The organism is Nocardia sp. NPDC058666, assembly GCF_042714895.1.
Taxonomy (GTDB): Bacteria; Actinomycetota; Actinomycetes; order Mycobacteriales; family Mycobacteriaceae; genus Nocardia.
Genome location: NZ_JBHXRY010000008.1, coordinates 129783 through 150372, shown reverse-complemented (window position 1 = coordinate 150372; position 20590 = coordinate 129783). Strand labels below are relative to the sequence as shown.

The following is a 20590-nucleotide window of genomic DNA, read 5'->3' as shown; positions in this document are numbered from 1 at the left end:
TGAGGGACAACCGCTCACGACGAAGGCCGCCCGGTGGAGCCGGGCGGCCTTCGGTGTCGAGGGAGGAACTAGCCTCGCAGTTCCGCGCCGACTGCGGTGGTGGCCGAGGCTACGGCGGCGTCGCGGGCGGCGCTGGCTTCGTCTTCGGTGAGGGTGCGGTCGGGGGCGCGGAAGCGGAGGGCGTAGGTGAGGGATTTGCGGCCCTCACCTGCTTGGGCGCCTTCGTAGACGTCGAACAGGGTGATGTTCTCGAGCAGGTCGCCGCCGCCGGTGCGCAGGGCGGATTCGACCTGGGCGGCGGGGACGGTTTTGTCGACGCTGATCGAGACATCCTGCAGGACGGCGGGGAAAGCCGAAATGGTCGGTGCGGGCAAAGATTGGTTCAGGGGCAGGGCGTCGAGGTCGACTTCCAGCGCGCAGGTGCGTGGGGGCAGGCCCGCGCGTTCGAGGACGGCGGGGTGCAGTTCGCCTGCGTGGCCGACGACTACGCCGTCGACCAGCAGCTCGGCGCAGCGGCCGGGGTGCCACGGGAGGTAGACCGCCGCACGGCGTTCGATGGTGACACCGGCCGCGTCGGCGATGTCGTCGACCAGGGCGAAGGCGTCGGCGGCTTCGGCCGGACGGCCCTGGCCCCACGGACCACGCGGGTCGTGCTTGCCGCTGAGCACCGCGGCGACGTGCACGGGCTGAGCGGGCAGTGAGGCCTTCAACTCGGCGATCTGCTCGTCGGTGGGACGACGGTCCACCGGCAGTGCGTCGATCGCGTGCGTCTGCTCGCCGGGCTGCACCACCTGGGCGATCCCGTAGATGGTGAGATCGCGCGAACCGCGAGAGATGTTGCGCGCGGCCACTTCCAGCAGACCGGGCAGCAACGTGGTCGCCAGTTCCGGGCGGTCGCTGTCGAGCGGGTTGAGCACGCGGGTGGTGTTGCGGCGCGGGTCGTGCGCGTCCAGACCCCACACGTCGAACACGCCACCGGGCAGGAACGCAGGCGGCGGCACCTCCACGGCACCGGCGAAGGCCAGCGCCCGGCTCACCGCGCGACGACGCTGCTGCAGCGCGGTCAGGCCGCGACCACCGGGGGCGGTCGGCAGCACCGACGGGATCTGCTCGAGACCTTCCAGCCGCAGCACCTCTTCGACCAGGTCGGCGGGCTGGGCGAGATCGGGACGCCAGCTCGGCGGGGTCACCAGGACCTGAGTCTTGCCCGCGTCGTTGACCTCGATATCGACAGTCGCGCCGATCTGAGCCAGCCTGCGCACGGACGTGCCCGCGGGGTAGGTGACGCCGGCGACACGGTCGGGCAGGTCGATGTCCATCGCGATCGGCGCCACCGGTTCCAGCGGAACCCGGATGTCGGTGAGCACGGATTCGATGGTGCCGCCGGTGATTTCGGCCAGCAGGGTCGCGGCCCGGTCCAGGGCGGCGATATTGATCTCGGGATCGACCACACGCTCGTAGCGCTTGCCCGCTTCCGAGGACAGCTTGTGCCTGCGCGACGTGCGGTAGACGCGCAGCGGGTTCCAGCTGGCGGCTTCCAGGATCACATCGGTGGTCTCGGCGCCGACCTCGGTGCTCGCGCCGCCCATCACACCGGCCAGGGAGATCACGCCGGAATCATCGGCGATCACCACGTCCTCGGCGTCGAGGGTGCGTTCGGTGTCGTCGAGGGTGCGCAGGGTCTCGCCCTTGTGCGCGGAGCGAACGACCAAGCCGCCGTGCAGTTTTGCGGCGTCGAAGGCGTGCAGCGGCTGGCCGAGTTCGAGCATCACGTAGTTGGTGACGTCCACGGCCGGAGAGATCGGGCGCATGCCCGACAGCATCAGCCTGCGCTGCAACCACAGCGGGCTCACCGCATCCGGGTTCATGCCGGTGACGCGGCGCGCGCCGAAACGTGTGCAGTCCGAATCGGATTCGAGTCGCACCGGCCAGGCGAGCGCGTCGGACTCGGGCAGCGTGCGCACGGCCGGGTCGGCGTATTCGAGGTCGAAACCGCACGCCAGCTCGCGAGCCAGACCGCGCACGGAGAAGCAGTAACCACGATCGGGGGTGATGTTGAGCTCGATGATCGTGTCATCGGTGCCCAGCAGCACATTCGCGTCGTCGCCGGGCTGCGCGGAACCGGGCTCGAGCACCAGGATGCCGTCGTGATCCTTGCCGATGCCCAGTTCGGCGACCGAGCAGATCATGCCATTCGAGGTGTGCCCGTACGTCTTTCGCGACGAGATCTTGAAACCGCCGGGCAGTTCACCGCCGGGCAGCACCACGACCACGAGGTCACCGACCGCGAAATTACGTGCACCGCACACGATTTCCTGCAAGTCGGGGTTGCCGACGTCGACCTTGCAGAAGCGGATCGGCTTCTTGAACTCGGTCAGTTCGGTGATCTCGGCGACACGGCCGACCACCAGCGGCTTGTCGATACTGCCACCGATCGGCTCGAGCTTGTCGACCTCTTCGACTTCCAAACCCACCCGGACGAAGCCCGCGTCGAGCTCTTCCGCGGACACCGACCACTCGGGAGTGGTGCGCTGCAGGATCTCGGTCAGCCAGGACTGCGCTACTCGCACTTGACGTTTCGCTCTCTCTTCAGGACCGGATGCCGAACGGCAGGGTGAACCGCACGTCACCCTCGACGATGTCGCGCATGTCGGAGATCGTGGTCTGGAACTGCAGGGTGCGCTCCATGCCCATGCCGAACGCGAACCCGGAATACACCTCGGGGTCGATACCGCTGGCGATGAGCACCTTCGGGTTGACCATGCCGCAGCCACCCCACTCGATCCAGCCCGCGCCGCCCTTCTTGTTCGGGAACCACACGTCGACCTCGGCCGACGGTTCGGTGAACGGGAAGTAGTTGGGGCGCATACGAGTTCGCGTGTCGGGCCCGAACATGGCGCGCGCGAACGCGTCCAAGGTGCCGCGCAGGTGCGCCATGGTCAGGCCCTTGTCGATGGCCAGACCCTCCACCTGGGAGAACACCGGGGTGTGAGTGGCGTCGAGCTCGTCGGTGCGGAAGGTGCGGCCGGGGCACGCGATGTAGATCGGCACGTCGCGCTCGAGCATCGAACGCACCTGCACCGGGGAGGTGTGGGTGCGCAACACCTGGCGCGAACCCTCGGGGGCGATGTGGAAGGTGTCCTGCATGGTGCGCGCCGGGTGATCGGGCAGGAAGTTCAGCGCGTCGAAGTTGAAGTGCTCGGTCTCGACCTCGGGACCCTCGGCGACCTCCCAGCCCATGCCGATGAAGAAATCGGCGATCTGCTCGGAGATCACGGTGATCGGGTGCCGTGCGCCCACGGGTGCGCGGCGAGCGGGCAGGGTGACGTCGATCTTCTCCGACACCAGCACGGCCTGATCGCGCTCTTCCAGTAGCGCGGCACGGCGTGCCTCGAACGCGTCGGAGACCCGCTTCCGCGCGACGTTGACCCGCTTACCGGCCTCGGCCTTCTCTTCCTTGGGCACACTGCCCAGCCCACGCTGCGCCAACGCGATCGGCGACTTACCGCCGATGTAGTCGGTCTTGGCGACCGCCAGCGCATCCAGGTCGCCCGCCGCCGCGAACGCCTTCTCCGCCTCGGCCGCCGCTGCTGCCAGCGCCTCCTCGGTCAAAGAGGCACTCTGCTCGACTCCACTGTTGTCGTCGGCCACGATTGTTCGACTCTCCCCTGGGGATCGGTTCGCGGGCGCGTCATTGCCATCCCGCATCGGTGCTGCGTAAATCCTATGGGATGGGGTTCGCGCGATTCATCCGGATTACTCGCGGGGGGATCAGCGCAGGTCGACGGGGTCTGGATGTGGACTGACCGGTCCGGGTGAATCGGGTTCGGCCTCCGCACGCCGGTGGGGCCACGAGGGCCGACTACTGGTCGTATCGAGGCAAACAAGCGGTGTCGAGCGCCATCGTCAACGGACCGAGAAGAGCGATCGGATCGCCGAACTCGCCTTCGATCAGTTCGGCGTAGCCTCCTGCGGCGGGCCCGGCGAACAGTGCCCACCGACCGACACGAGGGTCGATCACCAGCAGCGCCCGCACGCCCGCTGCGGCGTACCAGCCGTTCTTGCCGTTGATCTGCGCCGCCCGCTCCGACTTCGAGATCACTTCGACGGCGAGTTCGACATCGAGCGGGTCGGCGAGCCAGTCATCGTCGTTGTCCCAGGTGTCGGGAAGGACTACCAGGTCAGGGGTGCAGTAGTCGTCGAAATCATCGGGCATCGCAATCGAGGTGACCTCGTACGCGGCCAGCCCGTCGGGCATCGATGCTTCCAACTGCTGACGCAGTCGACGGATGGAACCCGCGTGTTTCCCACGCGGGGTCGGTGACATCACGAGCGCCCCTCCCAGAATCTCGACGCGCAGACCGGTCGCGCGCTCGATCTCCTCGGCGACCTCGCGGAGGTTGCCGGGCCGGGGATGCATCGCGGGAAGGGACATGCGCCTAGCTCCATTCGTGCGGACTGCCGTGGTCAACGATACCGCGACCTGGCCGGACCGGTGATCGACCAACTCATCTCGGCGAGGTGCCGACGCCACAACCCACCGCGTCGACTGGCACGTCCGTCCGCGCACACGCGCAAGGCCCGGCTTTGTGCCCGAAATCGACCGATTCTCGGGGCAATCGAAAAGTATTCGGAAATCGAGGGAACCGAATGGGGTTGGGGTGCGTCCTAATGAGCAAATGCACCAGCGTGTTCGACTCGAGAACAGGATGACTCGATGGCTGAACAGACTTGCGATTCGACGTCGCCGCAGGGGCGGCGTGGTCGGCTTACCGTGGCGGGGAGCGGGCTTGCGTTGTGTGGGTACGGGATTCGGCCTGCGGGGCGGCGGCCTTTGCAGCGGGCGGCGGGGTTGTGTGCGCAGCGGCCCGGGCAGCAGGCGGCTCCGGAGCAGGGGCAGCATCCGGATAGTGTCGGATGAACGGCCGTGGGGGCGAATCGCGTGGTGACCGACTGTTTGTTCGGTTCCAGGCTGCGCGGGCCGATCGGCATGGCCGGTTTCCGGGGGTGTTCGGGATGGTGAACGGGTTGTGGGCGCGGGGGCAGCTTAGTGCGGAAGAAGTGCGGTTTCGTCGGCTCGGAAATGATTGGTTCAGTGAGCATTTGGTGGATCCGAGCGAGGTGGATCCTCGGGTGTACGACCGGGAATTGCATCCGGGTGCGGCCTCGTGGTTCAAGGCGAGTGCGGTGGGAATGATCGAGCGGGTGGCGGGGTATCTCGCGATTCTCGATGCGCACGGGGTGGCGTGGGAGCGGGTGGAATCCGCGGTGCCGGGGGACGTTATCTATGAGGATGCGCAGCAGGTGGTTGTCGTGCCGTTGCGCGACAACCACCTGCTGCGGGAACCGGTCAGCGGCTATTCCGCGGGCTTGTTGTGCCGGGGAAGGAACGCCGCCACCACCGCCGCGCAGGCGACCAGCCCGGCACCCACCCAGACCGCGGGGACCAGGCCGTCGACGTAGGCCTGCGGGTCGGTGTAGGAGCCATAGGAGGCGAAGACCGAGGCCAGCACGGCGATGCCCATGGCCACACCCACTTCGCGCACGGTGCTGCTGATTCCCGAGGCCATGCCCTGGTCGGCGGGGGAAGCGCTGGCCATGACGATGGTCGAGGAGGGGGCGAAGGTCAGGCCCATGCCGATGCCGCCGAGCACGAAGGGGGCGACGAAGGCCAGGTACGGGACGTCGGCGGTGGTGATCATCGCCATCCAGGCCAGCGAAATCGCAAGGCAGAGTTGGCCGGTCGCGATGAGCGTGCGGGCACCGACCCGGTCGACGATCAGGCCGGCCAGCGGTGCGACGACCATCGGGACCATCGTCCACGGCATCGTGCGGATGCCGGATTCCAGCGGCGAATAGCCCTGAACCACCTGGAAGAACTGGGCCAGCAGGAAGATCGAACCGAACACGCCCGAGGAGAAACCGAACGACACGATGAAACTCAGGCTCAAGCCGCGGGATGTGAACAGGCGCAGCGGGAGCATCGGGTCGGTGACGTAGGTTTCCCAGACGACGAACGCCACTAGCAGCGCGGCACCGCCGATCAGCGCGGTGAGTACCTGCGGTGCGGTCCAACCGTCGTCGGCGCCGTGGATGACGCCCCACACCAGCGCGAGCACACCACCGGCGGACAGCAGCACGCCGAGGTAGTCGAGTTTCCTTGCGGCACCGCGTGATTCGGTGAGCATCCGGGCGGCGAAGGGCAATGCCAGCAGGCCGATCGGCACATTGAGCCAGAAGATCCACTGCCAGTTCAGACCGTCGACCACTGCCCCACCGACCACCGGACCGACCGCGACACCCAGGCCCGCGATGCCACCCCAGATGCCGATCGCGGCACTGCGCATCTTCGCGGGAACCGCGGCGGCGAGCAGGGTCAGCGACAGCGGCATCACCGCCGCGCCACCGACGCCCTGCACCGCGCGGGCCGCGATCAACATCCACGGTTCGGTGGCCAGCGCGCAGGCGGCGGAGGCGACGACGAAGATGCCGATTCCGGCCAGGAAAACGCGCCGACGGCCGATCCGGTCACCCAGCGCGGACGCCGACAGCAGCAGGGCCGCGAAAGACAACGTGTAGGCGTTGATGAACCACTGCAGGTCCGACAGTGATGCTCCCAGTTCGGCTTTGATCACCGGGAGGGCGTTCGTGACCACCAGGTTGTCCAGCGTCACCATGAACATCGGGATGCCGACGGCGGCGATGACCGCGCCCAGCGGCTTGGCCTTCGCCCCGGAGATCGGCGCTACTGCGGCAGCGTCGCCGGATTCGAGTGTTTGCGTCATGTCCAGCCCTAAGTTGTTATTGACTGATAACTACCCTGCCCATAGTTATGCATCGACTGATAACATGTCAAGAGGCAATCGATCGAGGAGGTGGAGACCGCGTGACGAGAACCCGGATGACCGCGTCGCAACGCAGCGCGCAAGTGCTCGAAGCGGCGATCCAGGCGTTTTCCGAATCCGGTTACGCCGCAACGAAAACCGATGAGATCGCCCGGCTCGCGGGCGTCTCGCAGCCGTACGTGATCCGACTGTTCGGCACCAAGCAGCAACTGTTCGTCGCCTGCCTGCTCGAGGTCTGCGCCCGCATCGAAGAGGTGTTCCGTGGCGCGGAGATCGCCCCCGATGCCGATCCCACGCAGGCACTGCACGCTCTGGGCAAGGGCTTCGAGGTCTTCCTGGCCGAACGCGAACTTCCCCTTGTGCTGTTGCACGGCGTGGCCGCCAGCGCCGATCCGATCATCGGCGACCACATGCGCGAGCGATTCGGGCGCATGTATCAGCTGATCGGTGACCTCACCGGCGCCGACACCGCGGCCTGCCGCGAGTTCGTCGCCACCGGGATGCTGCTGACCATCATGACCGCGATGCAGGTCGCGGGCAGCAACGCGATCCCCCTGCCGTGGGCCACCGAAATCCTCACCGATCTTCGCGGCGTCGCCGCACCCGACTGAGCGGCGCCAGCCGGGCGCGACCTACTTCGCGTGCTGCACGCGCGCGCTCGCGTAGAGGCAGATCGCCGCTGCCGCAGCGAGATTCAGGCTTTCGGCGCGGCCGTGGATGGGGATGCGAATGCGGTGGTCGGCCCGCGCGGCGACGGCGGGGTCGAGGCCGTGGGCCTCGTTGCCGAACAACCAGGCGACCGGGCCCGCGAGGATTTCGTCGGCGTCTTCGAGGTCGACTTCACCGTTGGCCGCGGTGGCGAGAATGGTGATGCCTGCCGCGGACAGGGCGTCGAGGGTCGCGGTGATATCGCGGCTGCGGGCGACCGGGACGTGGAACAGCGAGCCCGCGCTGGCACGCACGCACTTGCCGTTGTGCGGGTCGACGGTCTCCCCCGCCAGCACCACGCCGTCGGCTCCGACCGCGTCGGCGACCCGGATCAGGGTGCCCGCATTGCCGGGTTCGGCGATTTCGACGGGGACGGCGAGCATGCGCGGGCCGCGGTCGAGGATCTCACCCAGCGGCACGTCCAGGGTCTCGCAGACCGCGACCAGACCCGGCGCCGTCACGGTTTCGCCGAGGTGTTCGGCGGCGCGATCGGTGACCAGGGTGGTGCGAACGCCGTCGGCGGTGGCGCCGGCGATCAGCGCGTTGTCGCGTCCGGCGGCGGCCAGCGAATAGAAGATCTCGCGGACTCGGCCGGTCTCCAGAGCGGCGGAGACGGCGTTGGCACCCTCGGCCAGGAAGAGGCCGGATTTGCGGCGCTGGGCCGCGCGCTGGAGCTTGACAGCGGAAACGACCCGCGGATTGCGCTCGGAGAGCGCGTCCACGGGTCGTTCCGACAGATCACTGTGTGTTGTCAACCTCAGGCAGCGGTGGCCGGGGCGTTGACATCGGCGGGCAGCGCAGCCTTGGCGACAGCCACCAGGCCGGCGAAGGCCTCGGCGTCGGAGACAGCGAGCTCGGCGAGGATCTTGCGGTCCACCTCGACACCAGCGGCCTTGAGGCCCTGGATGAAGCGGTTGTAGGTGATGTCGTTCAGACGCGCGGCGGCGTTGATACGAGCGATCCACAGCTTGCGGAAATCACCCTTGCGTGCCTTACGGTCACGGTAGGCGTAGGTCAGCGAGTGGAGCTGCTGTTCCTTGGCCTTGCGGTACAGACGCGAACGCTGACCCCGGTAGCCCTTGGAGGCCTCGAGGATGGAACGGCGCTTCTTCTGAGCGTTTACGGCCCTTTTGACGCGTGCCACTGTGGTAGTCCTTGATCATTGGGGGGCGCGGCGGCGCCCGAATTCGGTAGTTGTCGGCGTCCGGTTATCCCGGCCGCGCAATCGTCGGGTTGCGACGGTCTACAGCCTGAAAATCAGGCGAGACCGAGCAGCCGCTTCACGCGGGGGACGTCGACGGAAGCGACGGACTCCGTGCCTTCCAGACGACGAGTCCGGCGAGAGGACTTGTGCTCCAGGAGGTGGCGACGGTTCGCCTGCTCGCGAAGCAGCTTGCCCCGGCCGGTCACCTTGAATCGCTTCTTGGCGCCGCTGTGGGTCTTGTTCTTCGGCATGGATTCCTCTATCTAGTCGTTGAAATCGTTTTACTGCGGGTCGGCCGGCGCAACCTGCTCGGCAGGCGCGGCCTGCTCGACCGGTGCGGACTCGACCAGCGCGGCCGGTTCGGCACTGACGGGACCGGTCGGCAGCGGCTGGCGTACTGCCGCCGGCGCCGAAGAGTCCTGCTGAGCCTTCACCCGCGTCTTCGCGCCCTTGTGCGGGGCGAGGACCATGGTCATGTTGCGGCCGTCCTGCTTGGCCGAGGTCTCGACGAAGCCGAGTTCTGCCACGTCGGAGCCCAGACGCTGAAGCAACCGGAAGCCGAGTTCGGGACGCGACTGCTCGCGACCACGGAACATGATCGTGACCTTGACCTTGGACCCGGCTTCGAGGAAGCGAACGACGTTGCGCTTCTTGGTCTCGTAGTCGTGGTCGTCGATCTTGGGACGGAGCTTCTGCTCCTTGATCACGGTCTGGACCTGGTTCTTACGGGACTCGCGCGCCTTCTGCGCGGTCTCGTACTTGAACTTGCCGTAGTCCATGATCTTGCAGACCGGCGGACGGGCATCGGGTGCTACCTCGACGAGGTCGAGATCGGCTTCGAGCGCGACGCGTAGTGCATCTTCAACACGCACGATCCCAACCTGTTCGCCGCCGGGTCCGATGAGACGAACCTCGGGAACTCGGATGCGATCGTTGATGCGGGTCTCAGTGCTGATGGGGCCTCCTAGGTCAAGCGGTGTCGTCTTAACGACCGCACGCAATAACTGCAACCCCTGTTTCAACACGAAAGCCCCGTCGCGGATTTCTCCACTACGGGGCCCGATGTCGACCGATCGCCGACAACCGTGCCCTGCTGGGCTCGATCATCGACCCCCACATGCCGAGGCACACGGGAAACCCGTCACAATGAACGGGTGACCGGGACCGTTTATCCAGTACGATTGCTCGCCGGTAACGGTGGGAGTCGGGCTCCACTTATCTGCCCCACGGATGCATGACACATCCAGGGGCGGTCGTCAGCGAAAAGTCTAGCATGGTGTGCGGCTATCACCGAATCGGCCCGGCGTTGGCCCGCGTGATCGGCGTCGATATAGCCTGATCAGCATGACTGACGAGCTCGATCCTCCTGTGCGCGACCTGGCCGACATCCCCGCTGTGGAGGTGATCAGCCGGGCCGCGGTGATGCTGATGAGTTCGGCCGCGGAGAAGTTGGGCCTGGCCGAGGAGCGCCCCGGTGCGGGCACCAACGTGGACCTGGACGAGGCGCGTCGGGTGATCACCGCACTGGCCGGGCTGGTCACGGCGTCGGTGGAGTACCTGGGTCCGCACGCGGGTCCGATCCGCGACGGACTGCAGTCGCTGCAGCGCGCGTTCCGCGAGGCGTCCTCGACGCCGGACGCGCCGGGCCAGGGTCCGGGCGAGAAGTACACCGGTCCGGTGCACTGAGTCCTGTTCAACGAAAAGATCCGCCGACGCTGGGTGTGCGTCGGCGGATCTTCGCTTATAGCCGCGAGGTCGCGACTCAGACCACGGGGACCGGGGCCGGGGCGGGGCCACCGGGGGTGACCGACACGGCCGAGCCGGAGGAGATCATGTTGGCGAGTGCGGTGAACAGCGCCGCGCTTCCGGTATCCATTACAGGCGTTTCCTTTCGAGCGTGGAAATCAGGCGGTGGGCTTGGTCGGCTCGTAAGCCAACGAAGACCCGCCTGCGAGGAAACCGAGAATCTGGCCGATGAGCGCCGTGGTGGCTTCATCCATGAGGACGTTCCTTTCGAACTACACGACGATCGAGCCGTCGACAAACCGCTACTGTCCGGTGCTCCGGGGACGGTGCGCGCAATGTTACCCACCGGTGTTTCAGTTCGTAGCGGTTTCGACAAGATCACCGCCAACCGTAGCCCGACTCAGCGCAGCGCGGCCGCCTTTCGCGACGCACGCTTGGCCGCAGCGGTTTCGGCGGGTGCCTTCTTCGCCGCGGGGGCGGCCTTCTTGGCTACCTTTTTCGCGGCGGGCTTCTTCGGCGCCGGTGCGGCAAGGACCTCCTTGAGGAACTGTCCGGTGTAGCTGTCCGACACCGCTGCGATGTCCTCCGGGGTGCCGGTGGCGACCACGGTGCCACCGCCCGAGCCGCCCTCGGGGCCCATGTCGATGACCCAATCGGCGGTCTTGATCACATCGAGGTTGTGCTCGATCACGATCACGGTGTTGCCCTTGTCGACCAGTCCGTTGATCACCTTGAGCAGCTTGCGGATGTCTTCGAAGTGCAGGCCGGTGGTCGGCTCGTCGAGGATGTAGATGGTGCGCCCGGCGGAGCGTTTCTGTAGTTCGGCGGCCAGTTTCACGCGCTGCGCCTCACCACCGGACAGGGTCGGCGCGCTTTGGCCCAGGCGCACGTAGCCAAGGCCCACCTCGACCAGGGTCTTGAGGTAGCGGTGGATCGAGCCGATCGCCTCGAAGAAGTCCGCGGCCTCGTCGATCGGCATGTCCAGGACTTCGGCGATGGTCTTGCCCTTGTAGTGCACCTCGAGGGTTTCCCGGTTGTAGCGGGCGCCGTGGCAGACCTCGCACGGGACGTACACGTCGGGCAGGAAGTTCATCTCGATCTTGAGCGTGCCGTCGCCCGAGCAGGCCTCGCAGCGGCCGCCCTTGACGTTGAACGAGAACCGGCCCGGCTGGTAGCCGCGCACCTTGGCCTCGGTGGTGGAGGCGAACAGGGTGCGGATCTTGTCGAAGACGCCGGTGTAGGTGGCCGGGTTCGAGCGCGGGGTGCGACCGATCGGCGACTGGTCGACCTGGACCAGCTTGTCGAGGTTGTCGAGGCCGTTGATCCGGGTGTGCCTGCCGGGCACCTGACGGGCACCGTTGAGCTTGTTCGCCAGGACGGTGGCCAGGATGTCGTTGACCAGGGTCGACTTGCCCGAGCCCGAGACACCGGTGACCGCGGTGAGCACGCCGAGCGGGAACGCCACGTCCACGTTCTGCAGGTTGTGCTCGGTGGCGCCGACGACGGTGAGCTTGCGCTTCTTGTCGATCGCCCGGCGCACCAGCGGCAACTCGATCTGCTCGCGGCCGGAAAGGTATGCGCCGGTGAGGGATTCGGGCTCGTTGAGCAGATCCTCGTACGGCCCGCTGTGCACCACGCGGCCACCGTGTTCGCCGGCCAGGGGGCCGATGTCGACCACCCAGTCCGAGGCGCGGATGGTGTCCTCGTCGTGTTCGACCACGATCAAGGTGTTGCCCAGCTTCTTCAAACGCAGCAGGGTTTCGATGAGCCTGCGGTTGTCGCGCTGGTGCAGGCCGATCGACGGTTCGTCCAGGACATACAGGACGCCGACCAGGCCCGAACCGATCTGGGTGGCCAGGCGGATGCGCTGGGCCTCACCGCCGGACAGGGTCGCGGCGGCGCGGGACAGGGTCAGGTATTCCAGGCCGACGTCGAGCAGGAAGCCCAGACGTGCCTGGATTTCCTTGAGCACCTGACCGGCGATCGCGGTCTGCCGCTCCCCCAGGGTCAGCGAGTTCAGGAAGTGCGCGCAGTCGCCGATGGACAGTTCGCTGACCTCGGCGATCGACTTGTCGGTGCCGTCCGCGGCCAGGGTGACGGCCAGGATCTCCGGGCGCAGGCGCGAACCGTCGCAGACCGGGCAGGCCACGTCGCGCATGTAGCCGTCGTAGTGCTCTTTCATCTGCTCGGACTCGGTGTTGTCCATGCGCCGCTGCAGGAACGGCATCACGCCTTCGAAATCGGCGTAATAGGAGCGCTTGCGGCCGTAACGGTTGGTGTAGGACACGTGGACCTGGTCGGAGCTGCCTTCCAGGACCGCCTTGCGGGCCTTGGCGGGCAGTTCGCGCCACGGCTTGTCCATCGAGAAGCCGACCGCTTCGGCCAGACCCGACAGCAACCGGTTGAAGTACTCGGCGGTCTGACCGCGCGACCACGGGGCGATCGCTCCCTCGGCCAGGCTCAGGTCCGGGTCGGGCACGACCAGTTCCGGGTCGACCTCCTTGCGGATGCCCAGACCTGTGCAGTCGGGGCAGGCGCCGTACGGCGAGTTGAAGGAGAACGAGCGGGGCTCGAGGTCCTCGATGTCGAGGGGGTGGCCGTTGGGGCAGGCCAGGCGTTCGGAGAAGCGGCGCTCGCGGTCGTGCGCGTGTTCGTCGCGGTCGACGAAATCGAGCACGACGATGCCGTCGGCCAGGCGCAGGGCGGTTTCGATCGAGTCGGTGAGGCGCTGCTTGGAGGCGGCCTTGACCGACAGACGGTCGACGACCACCTCGACGTCGTGTTTCTCCTGCTTCTTCAGCTTCGGCGGATCCGACAGCGGGTACACCACGCCGTCGACCCGCACTCGCGAGTAGCCCTGGGTCTTGAGCTGGTCGAACAGGTCGACGAACTCGCCCTTGCGAGTACGCACCACCGGCGCAAGGACCTGGAATTTCAGGCCCTCGTCCATGGCGAGGACCTGGTCGACGATCTGCTGCGGGCTCTGCTTGGCGATCAGCTCGTGACACACCGGGCAGTGCGGCGTACCGGCGCGGGCGTAGAGCAGGCGCAGGTAGTCGTAGACCTCGGTGATGGTGCCGACCGTGGACCGCGGGTTGCGGTTGGTCGACTTCTGGTCGATCGACACCGCGGGCGACAGGCCCTCGATGAAGTCGACATCGGGCTTGTCCATCTGTCCGAGGAACTGTCGCGCGTAGGCCGACAGCGATTCGACATAGCGGCGCTGCCCCTCGGCGAAGATCGTGTCGAACGCCAGGCTCGACTTCCCGGAACCGGACAGACCGGTGAACACGATCAGGCTGTCGCGCGGCAAATCCAGGTCCACACCTTTCAGGTTGTGTTCCCGAGCTCCGCGCACAGTGAGGCGTTCCGCCACCTGGTGAATCCCTTCTCCATCGTCATCCGCCGACCGGACATATTCCCCCGCCGACAATGCTAGGCCGAGGGTCTGACAAGTTTCGGTACGCGAACGTGAAGCCCCGTGAACCGGACATGCGCGCGGAGCTCGAGTGGAACCGCGTTCGCCGACCACCCCCCACAACCCGGATGCGCGGATTATGTTGGACCACAAGGGTGGATCGTTCGACATGATGAAGGAGCCGGTGTGCTCGAGGTGTTTCTGGTCGACGACCACGAGATCGTGCGGCGTGGGTTGATCGACCTACTCGAGGGTGATCCAGAACTCACTGTGATCGGTCAGGCAGGCGGCGTCGCCGAGGCGATGGTGCGCATTCGCGAAACCCGCCCCGACGTCGCGGTCCTCGATGTCCGGCTGCCCGACGGCAACGGCATCGAACTGTGCCGCAACCTGCTCGCGGAGTTCGACGACCTGCACTGTCTGATCCTGACCTCGTTCTCCGACGAGCACGCCATGCTCGACGCGATTCTGGCCGGGGCCAGCGGGTACGTGGTCAAGAACATCGACGGGATGAAGCTGGCCGACGCGATCAAACAGGTCGGCGCGGGCCATTCCCTGCTCGACACCCGCGCCGCCGACGCCCTGCGCGCCCGGCTGCGCCGCAGCGCCGAGCCGTCCGGGCCGTTGGCCGGGCTCACCGACCAGGAACGCCGACTGCTGGAACTGCTGGGCGAGGGCCTGACCAACCGGCAGATCGCCGCGCGGATGTTCCTGGCGGAGAAAACGGTGAAGAACTACGTCTCGCGACTGCTGGCGAAACTGGGGGTGGAACGTCGCACCCAGGCCGCGGTGCTGGCGACCAAACTGCGCGAGCCGTGAATCAGGACGGGACGACGATGGTCAGGTCCCCGTCGTAGCGGCGGTAGAGCAGGTTGCCGCGACCGGTGTGGCTGTCGGTGAAGAACAGGTAGGGCAGCCCGGCGGTGCACAGCGCGTTGGACGCTTCGTCCTCGGCGTACACCGGCGCCGCGTCCTGGACCACCCGCACCGGCATCGCGCTCGCGGTCAGCGGCAAATCCACCGAACCGAAGGCCGCGGCGGTGTGGCGCTGCCTGGCCAGGGCGACACCGTGCGGGTCGGCCCAGGTGACGATGGCGTCCTCGCCGGTGTCGGCGTCGATGAACAGGTAGGCGTCGTAGTCCATCGCGTCGAGCACGGTGCTGGCTTCCAGCGGGGTGCCGGTCATCAGGGCGCAGTCCTTGCGACGGATGATCGAGCGGGTCTCGGTGACCTGGGCCAACGGGCGACGCGCCGGATCGGGCCACGCGCCGCGCGATTCCTTGCCCGCGCGACGGGCCAGCTGACGGTCCAGGCGTTCGGCGGCGAAGGTGACCGCGAAACCGCCGGGGCCGGTGACCTGCACGCGGGTCAACGTGTCGTTGGTGCGGATGTTGGCCTGCACGAGGGTCTGCTCCTCGCAACCCTCCGGCGCGGTGACGCGCACCCTGGCCGGACTGTCGAGGTGGTGCCTGCGCATGACACGGGTGATAGCGCGAACAGCACGGGTGACATCCTGGGCCGGCACTTCGCCACGCGTGGTCACGGCAAGCTCCGGGTCCGCGGCGGTCGTCCAGTGCTGGGTGCTCGACAACGAATTCATCATGTGCCCCACTTCTCGATCCAATTCCCGGTGCCCAATGCCACCACTGTTGAACCGCCCGGTGAAGGGCCGAAAGTCACTGAACCCGTGCGGGCCTTCGCAGCTTCACACACCGCCGGTGCCGCAACGCCGCGCGGACTAGACTTCGCGATAACTTGTTTCGACGAGAAAGTGGCGACGGGAAACGGCGATGACGAATGACGGTCGCAACGGCCGCAATTCGGTGGGCCGCACCGTATCGGAGCAGCGATTACGGACACTGCTCGGCGAGGTGGCCGATCGAGTCGATGTGATGATCGGTTCGCACGATCGGATGGACGGCCTCGTGGAGGCCATGCTCACCGTCACCGCGGGGCTCGACCTGGACGAAACGCTGCGCTCGATCGTGCGCACGGCGATGAATCTGGTCGACGCGCGGTACGGCGGGCTTGCCGTGCGCGGACATGATCAGCAGGTCGCGCAGTTCATCGACGAGGGCATTCCCGAACACCTGCGGCACCTGATCAAGGAGGTGCCGGTCGGGCACGGCGTGCTCGACCCGATCCTGGCCGAGAACGCGCCGCTGCGCCTGGACGACGTCACCACCCATCCCGCGGCCGCCGGTTTTCCCGCGGGTCATCCGCGCATGCACACGTTTCTCGGTGTGCCGGTACGCATTCGGGACAAGGTGTTCGGCAGCCTCTACCTCACTGAGAAGGTCGACGGGCAGCCGTTCACCGAGGAGGACGAGGTCCTGGTGCTGGCGTTGGCCGCGGCGGCGGGCATCGCGGTCGACAACGCGCAGCTCTACGAGCAGGCCCGCACCCGGCAGGCGTGGATCGAGGCCACCCGCGATATCGCGACCGAGTTCCTGGCAGGCACCGAATCCGATCGGGTGCTCGCCCATGTCGTGGACCACGCGCGCAAGCTGACCGGCTCGCATCAGGCGTTTCTGGCGTCGGTGCCCGTGCCCGACGAATTGCCCGGGGAGATCACCGAATTGGTGATCACGCAGTGGACAGGACCCGATGCCGGGCAGGACTGGCAGACCGTGCCGATCGCGGGCACGGCCATGGGCGAGGCGTTCAGCAGACGCACCCCGCTGCGCTACGACGATGCCGCGACGGTGACCTTGGGCGTGGAGATCCCCGGTGCCGAATCCTTCGGTGCGGGACCGGTTCTGGTGTTGCCGCTGTGCACCTCCGACGCCACGCTCGGTGTGCTGGTGACGGTGCGTCCGCCGGGTTTCGCGCCGTACACCGACGAAATGCTGGAGCTGACAGCGGCTTTCTGCGATCAGGCGGCGCTGGCCGTTCGTCTTGCCGACGCGCAACGACGCATGCGCGAACTCGACATCGTCGCCGACCGCGACCGGATCGCGCGCGACCTGCACGACCACGTGATCCAGCGCCTGTTCGCGATCGGCCTGACCCTGCAAGCGACCATGCCAAAAGCCGTGGTTCCCGATGTGCGACAACGACTTTCGACGGTGATCATGGATCTGCAGGAAGTCGTACAGGAGATCCGCACCTCCATCTTCGACCTGCACGCCAGCGGCCCCGGCCACAGCGAAGGGTTGCAGCAGCGCCTCGAGGTGGCGATTCGACGGCAGACCGCCGACATCGCGCTGCGCGCCACGATCCAGGTGTCGGGCCCGCTGTCGGTGCTGGATCCGCAACTGGCCGACCACGCCGAGGCGGTGGTGCGCGAGGCGGTGAGCAACGCGGTGCGCCACTCCGGGGCCGATACCGTCGCGATCGTGATCGAGGTGGCCGACGATCTGGTGATCATGGTGTCCGACAACGGGTGGGGCATTCCCAACCACGTCATCCGCAGCGGGCTGCGCAATCTGGAGCAGCGCGCGCAGGAGGCGGGCGGCTACTTCGAGGTCGGTCCGGCGGCGCATCCCGACGCCGACGGCAAGCACCCGGAGATGACGGGCACCCAGCTGCGGTGGGCGGTGCCGCTGCCGCAAGACACACCGACGATCGGCGGGTTCGCCCTCGCCGCCGGACCCGACGCCGCCGAGGACTGACAGCGCTCACGCGAGGACCGAGACCGCTCAGGCGACGGACACTGCTCAGGCCGGGGCCAACACGACCGCCGCGTTGTTACCGCCCATTCCCATCGACAGCTTCAGCGTGAGACCGTCGTTCATCGGGGTCGGACCGTCGAGCAGACGCGGGTGCGCGGGCGCCACGATCGGGGCCGAGGCGACGATTCCCCGCTCGTACGACATCGCCACCGCGGCGACCTCGATCGCCGCCGAAGCGCCCTGGCAGTGTCCCGCCAGCGGTTTGAGGGCGGTGATGGCCGGGCGGTCGTCGAACACCGTGGTCATCACGTCGCGTTCGGCGGCATCGCACTGCCGGGTGCCGGTGCCGTGCGCGTTGAAGTACGCCACGTCGGCGGGGTCGATCCCGGTCACCTCCAGTGCGCGTCGCACGCAGGCGATGATCTGGGCGTGGGAGGGATCCACCGACACCACGTGGAAGGCGTCGTTGGTCATCGCGCCGCCCAGCACGCGGGCATACGGCCGGTCGACCGCGTCGGTGAGCAGCAACCCCACCGACGCCTCCGACATGGTGAATCCGAGGGTGTCGTCCTGGAAGGGCCTGCACGCGGTGAACGGGTCCGCGTCCGCGACCGCGGCACCCATGCCGACGAAGTGTTCGAGCATGTCCGGGGTGGCGGACAGGTCGGTCGTGATGCACAACACATCGTCGACCACACCCGTGTCACGCCACATTTTCGCCGTCAGCAGCGCGACATTGCCGGAACTACACGCCGCGGACACGTTCATCGCGGGGCCGTGGAAACCGAACTCCTGCATCACCACCGAGATCGGCGTGGACGGCAGCATTCGCAGGTAGTCGCGGGACCGGCGATGGCCGTCGTCGAGCAGGTAGAAATCTCGCCAATCCGCCACATCGCCCAAGGTGAACGCGTGGATCAGACCGACGGTGCGGCCCTGGTCACGCCAGCCGCGCGCGTGCGCGTCGGCGATCGCCTCACTGGCCGCGGCGTACACGGCACGCCCGAACAGGCCGGTCCCGTGCGCCGGGTCGCCGCCGTCGGGAATGCGCCCGACCCAGGCGTGTTCATCGCGTCCAGGCCCGTAACCGGGGTACAAACGGGCGGCCGGTTTGACCCCCATGAGTCCCTGCCACAGGTACTCGCGACCCCACCCGTAACCGGACACGACACCGATCCCCGCGATCGACATAGAATCGGGTCGGTGGGCCATGCCGCCTGTGAGCACATCCGGTTTCACATCGCTCCTCGCGGATCTTCATGAAGGATCACCAGACTAGTCCGGGATGCCGTACGCAGACCAGGCCCAGAACGGGGGTTTTCGCAGTGGGAGAAGACATGACCGACGCGGCGAGCGCCGAACAGCTCGCGATGCGCTATCGGTCGCTGGTCGAACACACTCCCGACGCGATCTGCGTGCACGAATCCGGCACCATCGTCTACGTGAACCCGGCCATGGTTCGCCTGCTGCACGCACGGTCGGCGCAGGAGCTGCTCGGGCTGTCTATCACCACGTTTGTTCATCCCGATTCTGTGGCGCCCATGCTCGAACGGATCAACCAGCTCACCGCGGCGGGCTCGGCGTCCCCACCCACCGAAATGGATCTCATTCGCGTCGACGGGCGCACGGTGCCGGTGCAGACGGTGTCGGTGCTCACGGTGTGGCAGGAAAAACTCGCGTTCCAGGTGGTGGTGCACGATCTCACCGCGCAACGCGCCGCCGAAGCGTCCGCGCGGCAGGCCGAAGCGTATTTCACGACCGTGGTGTCGCAGCTGGAAGAAGGGGTGCTGGTGGTCGACCAGCACGGTCGCCTGGAATCGCTGAACCCCGCGGGTCGGCGCATCCTCGGCATCGACGAGAACGAGCCGGTGCTGGGCCTGCACATCAACGAATTGCCGGCGACGATGATCGACCGGGAGGGCAAGCCGCTGTCGCCGGGCAAGCACCCGATGGCGCACACCCTGGCCACCGGCGAGGCGGTGACCCAGTTCGTGTTCGGTGTCGATCGCGCCGACGGGCAACAGGTGTGGCTGTCGTGCAACTGTCGACTGCTCACTCCCGACAGTCCGGAGTCGGCGGGGGTGTCGTCGTTCGCCGACATCACCGCGTTCCGGGCCAGCAGGCGCCAACTCGAATACCAGGCCACCCACGACGCGCTCACGGGGTTGGCGAACCGTTCGCTGATCCTGTCGCAGCTGTCGGCGGCGCTGGCCGATGAGGGCGGCACCCTGGTCACCACGGTGCTGTTCATCGACCTCGACGGTTTCAAGGCCATCAACGACACCCTCGGGCACGCCATCGGCGACATGGTCCTACAGATCGTGGCGCAGCGATTGCAGCAGGCGTTGCGCAGCGAGGATCTGGTCGGGCGGCTGGGCGGCGACGAATTCCTGGTACTGCTCGCGGGTCATCCCGATCGCGCCGATCTGCCCGCGCTGGTGGAACGGCTGCGGGTCACGATGTCGGAGCCGATCATCGCCAAGGGCCATCGCCTGGAAGTCAGCGCGTCGGTGGGCATCACCGAACTGGGACCGCACGAGAACCGTACCCCCGAGGCGGTGCTGCACGACGCCGACCTGGCGATGTACCGCGACAAACCGTCGGCGCACCGTGAGCTGGGTCTCGGTGCGAATCGACGCGCGAACAACACCCACGCCTCCTGACAGACTGGTCGGCGTGATCGTCGAACACGCGCTGCTGCCCGTTCGCCCCGGTGCCGACGCCGCCTTCGAAGCGGCCTTCGCGCAGGCGTATCCGATCATCGCCGCGATGCCCGGTTTCGGCGGGTTGTCGTTGTCGCGATGCGTCGAACGGCCCGATACCTACCTGCTGCTGGTGCGGTGGGAGCGGTTGGCCGACCACACCGTGGGATTTCGACAGTCGCCGGAATATCTGCGCTGGCGTGCGCTGTTGCATCACTTCTATGAGCCCTTCCCGGTGGTCGAGCACTTCACGCCGATCCTGGGCGACGAAGTCTTCCCGGTAGCACCCGACGCTGCCGCGGACACGTAGACTCGACAACTCTGTTCTCAACGCGGTGACATGCCGGCGAATA

The 20590-nt window shown here is 67.1% G+C and carries 18 protein-coding genes; 7 read left to right on the top strand and 11 right to left on the bottom strand.

The genetic code is table 11. The features are described from left to right. Positions 1-68: 68 nt before the first annotated feature. The 3 genes from pheT to ACFWVD_RS19430 all read right to left on the bottom strand — a co-directional run bounded on the left by pheT (position 69) and on the right by ACFWVD_RS19430 (position 4435). Complete coding sequence (pheT, locus tag ACFWVD_RS19440; protein ID WP_379244625.1) at positions 69-2570, bottom strand: phenylalanine--tRNA ligase subunit beta; 2502 nt, start codon at positions 2568-2570, stop codon at positions 69-71. A gap of 19 nt (positions 2571-2589) precedes the next feature. Continuing rightward, positions 2590-3651 (bottom strand): phenylalanine--tRNA ligase subunit alpha, encoded by a 1062-nt coding sequence (gene pheS / locus ACFWVD_RS19435; RefSeq protein WP_379244623.1) that lies wholly within the window; start codon positions 3649-3651, stop codon positions 2590-2592. A gap of 211 nt (positions 3652-3862) precedes the next feature. After that, the gene (locus tag ACFWVD_RS19430; protein ID WP_379244621.1) at positions 3863-4435 is read right to left on the bottom strand and encodes a Uma2 family endonuclease; all 573 of its coding nucleotides are present in this window, start codon (positions 4433-4435) and stop codon (positions 3863-3865) included. Positions 4436-5106: 671 nt separating this feature from the next. On the opposite strand from ACFWVD_RS19430, the gene ACFWVD_RS19425 reads away from it, so the two are divergent. Further along, complete coding sequence (locus ACFWVD_RS19425) at positions 5107-5463, top strand: hypothetical protein (RefSeq protein ID WP_379244619.1); 357 nt, start codon at positions 5107-5109, stop codon at positions 5461-5463. Here the strand turns inward: ACFWVD_RS19425 and ACFWVD_RS19420 are convergent. Beyond that, positions 5358-6785, bottom strand: coding sequence for a DHA2 family efflux MFS transporter permease subunit (locus ACFWVD_RS19420; protein WP_379244617.1), 1428 nt, complete (start codon positions 6783-6785; stop codon positions 5358-5360). The genes ACFWVD_RS19425 and ACFWVD_RS19420 overlap by 106 nt on opposite strands. Positions 6786-6886: 101 nt before the next feature. On the opposite strand from ACFWVD_RS19420, the gene ACFWVD_RS19415 reads away from it, so the two are divergent. Continuing rightward, positions 6887-7456 (top strand): TetR/AcrR family transcriptional regulator, encoded by a 570-nt coding sequence (locus tag ACFWVD_RS19415; protein ID WP_379244615.1) that lies wholly within the window; start codon positions 6887-6889, stop codon positions 7454-7456. 21 nt (positions 7457-7477) lie between these two features. Here ACFWVD_RS19415 and ACFWVD_RS19410 read toward each other — a convergent pair whose 3' ends face one another. The 4 genes from ACFWVD_RS19410 to infC form a co-directional block, all read right to left on the bottom strand. Continuing rightward, positions 7478-8275: a TrmH family RNA methyltransferase gene (locus ACFWVD_RS19410; RefSeq protein ID WP_379244613.1), complete on the bottom strand. Its 798-nt coding sequence runs from the start codon at positions 8273-8275 to the stop codon at positions 7478-7480. Positions 8276-8310: 35 nt separating this feature from the next. After that, a complete protein-coding gene (gene rplT / locus ACFWVD_RS19405) occupies positions 8311-8697 on the bottom strand; it encodes a 50S ribosomal protein L20 (protein WP_019046423.1) in 387 nt (128 codons plus the stop codon). 113 nt (positions 8698-8810) lie between these two features. Then, complete coding sequence (gene rpmI / locus ACFWVD_RS19400) at positions 8811-9008, bottom strand: 50S ribosomal protein L35 (RefSeq protein WP_056824456.1); 198 nt, start codon at positions 9006-9008, stop codon at positions 8811-8813. A 30-nt stretch (positions 9009-9038) separates the two neighbouring features. Continuing rightward, positions 9039-9767, bottom strand: a complete 729-nt coding sequence (gene infC / locus ACFWVD_RS19395; RefSeq protein ID WP_379244763.1) for a translation initiation factor IF-3 — start codon at positions 9765-9767, stop codon at positions 9039-9041. A gap of 334 nt (positions 9768-10101) precedes the next feature. Between infC and ACFWVD_RS19390 the strand changes: the two genes are divergently transcribed. Further along, positions 10102-10443 (top strand): DUF1844 domain-containing protein, encoded by a 342-nt coding sequence (locus ACFWVD_RS19390; RefSeq protein WP_379244611.1) that lies wholly within the window; start codon positions 10102-10104, stop codon positions 10441-10443. A 460-nt stretch (positions 10444-10903) separates the two neighbouring features. On the opposite strand, the gene uvrA is transcribed toward ACFWVD_RS19390, so the two are convergent. Beyond that, positions 10904-13879, bottom strand: coding sequence for an excinuclease ABC subunit UvrA (uvrA, locus tag ACFWVD_RS19385; RefSeq protein WP_379244609.1), 2976 nt, complete (start codon positions 13877-13879; stop codon positions 10904-10906). 228 nt (positions 13880-14107) lie between these two features. Here uvrA and ACFWVD_RS19380 point away from each other — a divergent pair, with 228 nt between their 5' ends. After that, the gene (locus ACFWVD_RS19380) at positions 14108-14740 is read left to right on the top strand and encodes a response regulator (protein ID WP_379244607.1); all 633 of its coding nucleotides are present in this window, start codon (positions 14108-14110) and stop codon (positions 14738-14740) included. A 1-nt stretch (position 14741) separates the two neighbouring features. Here ACFWVD_RS19380 and ACFWVD_RS19375 read toward each other — a convergent pair whose 3' ends face one another. Beyond that, the gene (locus tag ACFWVD_RS19375) at positions 14742-15524 is read right to left on the bottom strand and encodes a sigma 54 modulation/S30EA ribosomal C-terminal domain-containing protein (RefSeq protein ID WP_379244605.1); all 783 of its coding nucleotides are present in this window, start codon (positions 15522-15524) and stop codon (positions 14742-14744) included. Positions 15525-15711: 187 nt separating this feature from the next. Here ACFWVD_RS19375 and ACFWVD_RS19370 point away from each other — a divergent pair, with 187 nt between their 5' ends. Next, positions 15712-17535 (top strand): GAF domain-containing protein, encoded by a 1824-nt coding sequence (locus tag ACFWVD_RS19370; RefSeq protein ID WP_379244603.1) that lies wholly within the window; start codon positions 15712-15714, stop codon positions 17533-17535. A 45-nt stretch (positions 17536-17580) separates the two neighbouring features. Here ACFWVD_RS19370 and ACFWVD_RS19365 read toward each other — a convergent pair whose 3' ends face one another. After that, positions 17581-18774, bottom strand: a complete 1194-nt coding sequence (locus ACFWVD_RS19365; protein WP_379244601.1) for a beta-ketoacyl synthase N-terminal-like domain-containing protein — start codon at positions 18772-18774, stop codon at positions 17581-17583. 98 nt (positions 18775-18872) lie between these two features. On the opposite strand from ACFWVD_RS19365, the gene ACFWVD_RS19360 reads away from it, so the two are divergent. Both ACFWVD_RS19360 and ACFWVD_RS19355 read left to right on the top strand, forming a co-directional pair. After that, positions 18873-20198: a diguanylate cyclase domain-containing protein gene (locus ACFWVD_RS19360; RefSeq protein WP_379244599.1), complete on the top strand. Its 1326-nt coding sequence runs from the start codon at positions 18873-18875 to the stop codon at positions 20196-20198. A 13-nt stretch (positions 20199-20211) separates the two neighbouring features. Continuing rightward, a complete protein-coding gene (locus tag ACFWVD_RS19355; RefSeq protein ID WP_379244597.1) occupies positions 20212-20547 on the top strand; it encodes an antibiotic biosynthesis monooxygenase family protein in 336 nt (111 codons plus the stop codon). Positions 20548-20590 lie beyond the last annotated feature (43 nt).